Genomic DNA, 5,840 nt, shown 5'->3' with positions numbered 1-5,840 from the left:
CTGACCGCGACCCGGTTCGTGGCCTGCCCCTTCGGCGAGCCCGGAGCGCGCATGTACCGCAGCGGCGACCTGGTCCGCTGGGGCCCGGACGGCCAGCTGCAGTACTTCGGCCGCGCCGACGAGCAGGTGAAAATCCGCGGCTACCGCATCGAGGTCGGGGAGGTGCGCTCGGCGCTGGCCGCGCTGGACGGCGTCGAGCAGGCGGTCGTCATCGCGCGCGAGGACCGGCCGGGCGACAAGCGCCTCGTCGGCTACATCACCGGAACCGCGGATCCCGCCGAGGCCCGCGCGCAGCTGGCCGAGCGGCTGCCGGCCTACATGGTCCCGGTGGCGGTGGTGGTGCTCGACGCGCTGCCGATGACCCTCAACGGCAAGCTCGACATCCGCGCCCTGCCGGCGCCCGAATACTCCGTTGCCGGTTACCGCTCGCCGACCACCCCCACCGAGGAGATCCTGGCCGGCATCTACGCCCACGTGCTCGGCGTCGAGCGGGTCGGCGTCGACGACTCCTTCTTCGACCTCGGCGGCGACAGCATCTCGGCGATGCGGGTGATCGCGGCGGTCAACAGCGCCATGGACGTCGGCGTGCCGGTGCGCGTCATCTTCGAGTCGCCCACCGTCGCGCAGCTGGCGCCGCGCATCGGCGAGGACACCGGCCGGCTCGACCCGCTGGTGGCGGGGGAGCGTCCGGCGGTGGTCCCGCTGTCCTTCGCGCAGAGCCGGCTGTGGTTCCTCGACCAGCTGCAGGGACCGTCGCCGGTCTACAACATGGCGGCGGCGATGCGGATGCACGGCCGCCTGGACGTCGCGGCGCTGGAGGCGGCGCTGGCCGACGTGGTGGCCCGCCACGAGAGCCTGCGCACGGTGTTCGCCGTGACCGGGGAAACGCCCCAGCAGGTGGTGATCCCGGTCGAGCAGGCCGATCTGAGCTGGCGGAACGTGAACGCCCGCGGCTGGTCGGCGGGCCGGTTGCGCGAGGCGATCGACGCCGCGGCCCGCGAAACGTTCGACCTGGCCACCCAGATCCCGTTGCGCGCATCGCTGTTCCGCACCGCCGCCGACGAACACGTGCTGGTGGCCGTCGTGCACCACATCGCAGCGGACGGCTGGTCGTTGCGGCCGCTGGTCCGCGACCTCGGGCTGGCGTACGCCAGCCGCTGCGCCGGGCGGGCCCCCGACTGGGAGCCGCTGGCGGTGCAGTACGTCGACTACACGCTGTGGCAGCGCGCGCAATTCGGCGAACTCGCCGACAGCGGCAGCCGCATCGCCGCGCAGCTCGCCTACTGGCAGGACGCGCTGGCCGGCATGCCGGAGCGGTTGCAGCTGCCCACCGACCGGCCCTACCCGCAGATCGCCGATCAGCGCGGGGCGGCCGTCGAGGTGGAGTGGCCGGCCGACCTGCAGCAGCAGGTCGCCGGGCTGGCCCGCGAGTACAACTCGACCAGCTTCATGGTGGTGCAGGCCGCGCTGGCCGTGCTGCTGTCGAAGATCAGCGCCAGCACCGACGTGGCGGTCGGCTTCCCGATCGCCGGCCGGCGCGACCCCGCGCTCGACGACCTGGTCGGGTTCTTCGTCAACACCCTGGTGCTCCGCGTCGACCTCGCCGGCGACCCGAGCTTCACCGAACTTCTGACCTGGGTCCGCACCCGCAGCCTGGAGGCCTTCGAGCACCAGGACGTGCCGTTCGAGGTGCTGGTCGAGCGCGTCAACCCGACCCGAAGCCTGACCCATCACCCGCTGGTGCAGGTGATGCTGGCCTGGCAGAACTTCGCCGGGCAGGACAGCGACCCCAACGCCGGTCTGGCCCTGGGCGACGTGCAGGTGACCTCGATACCGCTGGACACCCAGGTCGCCCGCATGGATCTGGTGTTCTCGCTGGCCGAACGCTGGGGCGAGGACAACGAGCCCGCCGGGATCGGCGGGCGGGTGGAGTTCCGCACCGACGTGTTCGACGCGGCCACCATCGAGACGCTGATCGGACGCCTGCAGCGGGTGCTGGAGGCGATGACGGCCGATCCCACCCGCACCCTGTCGACGGTGGACCTGCTGGACCGGCGCGAACACGCCCGCCTGGACGCCCTGGGCAACCGCGCGGCGCTGACCGCGCCCGCGACCGTGGACGCCTCGATTCCGGCGCTGTTCGCCGGGCAGGTGGCGCGCACCCCGGACGCGGTGGCGCTGCGCTGCGACGACCGCTCGTGGACCTATCGCGAGCTCGACGACGCCGCCAACCGGCTGGCCCACCGGCTGACCGGCCTCGGCGTCAGCCGCGGTGAACGGGTGGCGCTGCTGTTCGGCCGCTCGGCCGAGGCGATCGTGGCGATCCTGGCGGTGCTCAAGACCGGCGCGGCCTATCTGCCGATCGACCCGGGGCTGCCGGCGGAGCGGATCGGCTTCATGCTCGCCGACGCCACGCCGATGGTCGCGATCAGCACCGCCGAGCTGGCCGACCGGCTCTACGGCCACCACGTCGCCGTCCTGGACGTGAACGATCCGGCCGTGCACAGCCAACCGTCGACCCCGTTGCCGGCGCCGGCCGCCGACGACGTCGCCTATCTGATCTACACCTCGGGCACCACCGGTGTCCCCAAAGGCGTTGCCGTCACGCATGGCAACGTCGCCCGGCTGCTGGCGTCCGGTGACTCCGGTCTGCCCCGCGAGGGCGTCTGGTCGCAATGGCACTCGCTGGCCTTCGACGTCTCGGTGTGGGAGATCTTCGGCGCGCTGCTGCAGGGCGGGCGCCTGGTGGTGATCCCCGACTCGGTGGTCCGGTCGCCGGACGACTTCCACGCGCTGCTGGTCGCCGAACGGGTCACCGTGATCAGCCAGACCCCGTCCGCGGCGGACGTGTTGTCGCCCGCGGGGCTGGACTCGGCGGCGCTGGTGGTGGCCGGCGAGGCCTGCCCGGCCGAGCTGGTCGACCGGTGGGCGCCCGGACACCGGATGATCAACGCCTACGGCCCCACCGAGGCGACGGTGTACGCCGCGGTCAGCGCCCCGCTGCAGGCCGGATCGCCCACTACCGGGCCAGTGCCGATCGGTTCCCCGGTGCCGGCGGCAGCGGCGTTCGTGCTGGACGAATCCCTGCGGCCGGTGCCGCACGGCGTGGTCGGTGAGCTGTATGTCGCCGGCGGCGGCGTTGCGGTCGGCTACTGGCGCCGCGCCGAGCTGACCGCGTCGCGCTTCGTGGCCTGCCCGTTCGGGGCGCCCGGATCGCGGATGTACCGCACCGGTGACCTGGTCCGCTGGGGCGGCTCTGGGTCTGTCGAGGGCCAGCTGCAGTACCTGGGCCGCGCCGACGAGCAGGTCAAGATCCGCGGCTACCGCATCGAACTCGGCGAGGTGCGCTCGGCGCTGGCCGCGCTGGACGGCGTGGACCAGGCGGCGGTGGTCGCCCGCGAGGACCGGCCGGGAGACAAGCGCCTGGTCGGCTACGTCACCGGGGGAGCGGACCCGATCGAGGCCCGGGCCCGGCTGGCCGATCGCCTGCCGGCCTACATGGTCCCGGCGGCCGTCGTGGCGCTCGACGCGCTGCCGCTGACACCGAACGGCAAGCTCGACGTCCGGGCCCTGCCGTCACCGGAGTACCGCGACGTGGACCGCTACCGCGCCCCGGGCACCCCGGCCGAGGAGACCCTGGCCGGCATCTACGCCCAGATCCTGGGCGTCGACCGGGTCGGTGTCGACGACTCCTTCTTCGACCTCGGTGGCGACAGCATCTCTTCCATGCAGGTGGTGACCCGCGCGCGGGCCGCCGGCCTGGCGCTGCGCACCCGCGACATCTTCACCGAGCAGACCGTGGCGCGGCTGGCCCGGGTGGCCGGCGTCACCGACGGCGAGCAGGGCGTGCTCGACGAGGGCGTCGGCGAGGTCGTCGCCACCCCGATCATCGAGTGGCTGCGCAGCCTGGAAAGGGCAGGCGGCCCGGTCGATCAGTTCAACCAGACGATGGTGCTGCAGGCGCCCGACGGCGTCACCGAGGCCGACGTGGTGGCGGTGTTGCAGGCCCTGCTGGACCGGCACGCCATGCTGCGGCTGCGCGTCGATCGCGCGGCCGACGTCGGGGACGTGAGCGCCGGCGAGTGGTCGCTGCGGGTGCCCGAGCCGGGCTCGGTCGATGCCGCCCAGCGGGTGCACACCGTCGACGAGCTCTCGGACGCGGCGATCGTCGAGGCGCGGTCGCGGCTGAACCCGGCCGCCGGGGTGATGCTCAACGCCCTGTGGGTGACCTCCGCGCGTCAGCTGGTGCTGATCATCCATCACCTGGCGGTCGACGGCGTCTCCTGGCGGGTGCTGCTGGAGGACCTCAACATCGCCTGGGGCCAGCACCACCACGGCCAACCCGTCGCGCTGCCCGCCGGTGGCACCTCGTTCGCGCGCTGGGCCACGCTGCTGACCGAGCACGCGCAGTCACCGGCCGTGGCCGAGCAGGCCGAGGCCTGGCGGCGGGTGGCCGCGACCCCCTCGCCGCTCCCCGCGGTGCGGCCGGAGGTCGACACCTACGAGACCGCCGAGAACATGGCGGTGACGCTGGACGCCACGACCACCCGCACGCTGCTCGCCGAGGCGCCGGCGGCATTCCACGCCGGCGTCAACGACATCCTGCTGGTCGGGTTCGCCCTGGCCTGGGCCGAATTCCTGGGCCCCCGTCTCGCCGTCGGCACCCCCGTCGGCATCGACGTCGAGGGCCACGGCCGCCACGAGGAACTGGCCGCCGGAGTCGACCTGTCGCGCACCGTCGGGTGGTTCACCACCAAGTACCCGGTGGCTTTGAACCTCGCGGGGCACGTCGGCGGACTGTCCTGGTCGCAGGTCACCTCCGGCGCGCCGATCCTGGGCGCGCTGATCAAGGACGCCAAAGAGCAGCTGCGCGCGCTGCCGGACCCGCTCACCTACGGGTTGCTGCGCTACCTCAACAGCGACGTCGACCTGGACGGCCCCGACCCGACCATCGGGTTCAACTACCTGGGCCGGCTGGGCGGCGCGGTGCACGAGCTCTCCGACGAGCTGTGGCGAATCAGTCCGGACGGGTCGTCGGCCACCGCGGCCAGCACCGCGGTGCCGATGCCGCTGATGCACACCGTCGACCTCAACGCCGGCACCATGGACACCGCCGACGGCCCGCAGCTGCACGCCAACTGGACCTGGGCGGCCTCGGCGCTGGACCGCGACCAGATCGTCCGCCTGAGCCGGCTGTGGTTCGAGGCCCTGGCCGGCATCTGCGCGCACGTGCGCCACGGCGGCGGCGGCCTGACCCCGTCGGACATCGCGCCCGCGCGCCTGGACCAGCAGCAGATCGAGCGGCTCGAGCGGCGCGGCCGGATCGCCGACGTGCTGCCGCTGACCCCGCTGCAGGAGGGCCTGCTCTTCCACGCCGGCTCCCGGCGGGACGGCCGGGACCAGCTGGAAGACCACCTGTACGCGGTGCAGCTAGACCTCACCCTGACCGGCCCGCTGGACGCCGACCGGCTGCGTGACGCCATGCACACCGTGGTCGGCCGGCACCCGCACCTGGTGGCCCGATTCTGCGAGGAGTTCGACGAGCCGGTCCAGATCATCCCGGCCGACCCGGCGCTGGCCTGGCGCCACCTCGAGACCAGGCCCAACGGCAGCGCGCCCGAAGAGCGGATCCAGCGGTTGTGCGCCGCCGAACGCGCCGCGGTCTACGACCTGGCCGACCAGCCGGCCGTGCGCGCCGCACTGATCCGCACGGGCGACGATCGGCACCGGCTGGTGCTTACCATCCACCACATCGTGCTCGACGGCTGGTCGGTGCCGATCCTGCTGAACGAAACGTTCGCCTGCTACACCGGCCAGCGGCTGCCGGCGCCCGCGCCCTA

At 73.2% G+C, this 5,840-nt stretch carries 1 protein-coding gene; it reads left to right on the top strand.

Annotated features, from left to right (window positions below):
* Window positions 1–5,840, top strand: a 5,840-nt coding sequence (locus DQP58_RS25615) for a non-ribosomal peptide synthetase (RefSeq protein ID WP_114149372.1), incomplete at both ends; no start/stop codon positions are given.

The organism is Mycobacterium colombiense (genome assembly GCF_003284975.1).
GTDB classification, from domain to species: Bacteria; Actinomycetota; Actinomycetes; order Mycobacteriales; family Mycobacteriaceae; genus Mycobacterium; species Mycobacterium europaeum_A.
Note: the sequence above shows the minus strand (reverse complement) of the source record. Positions and strands in the feature narration are given on the sequence as shown.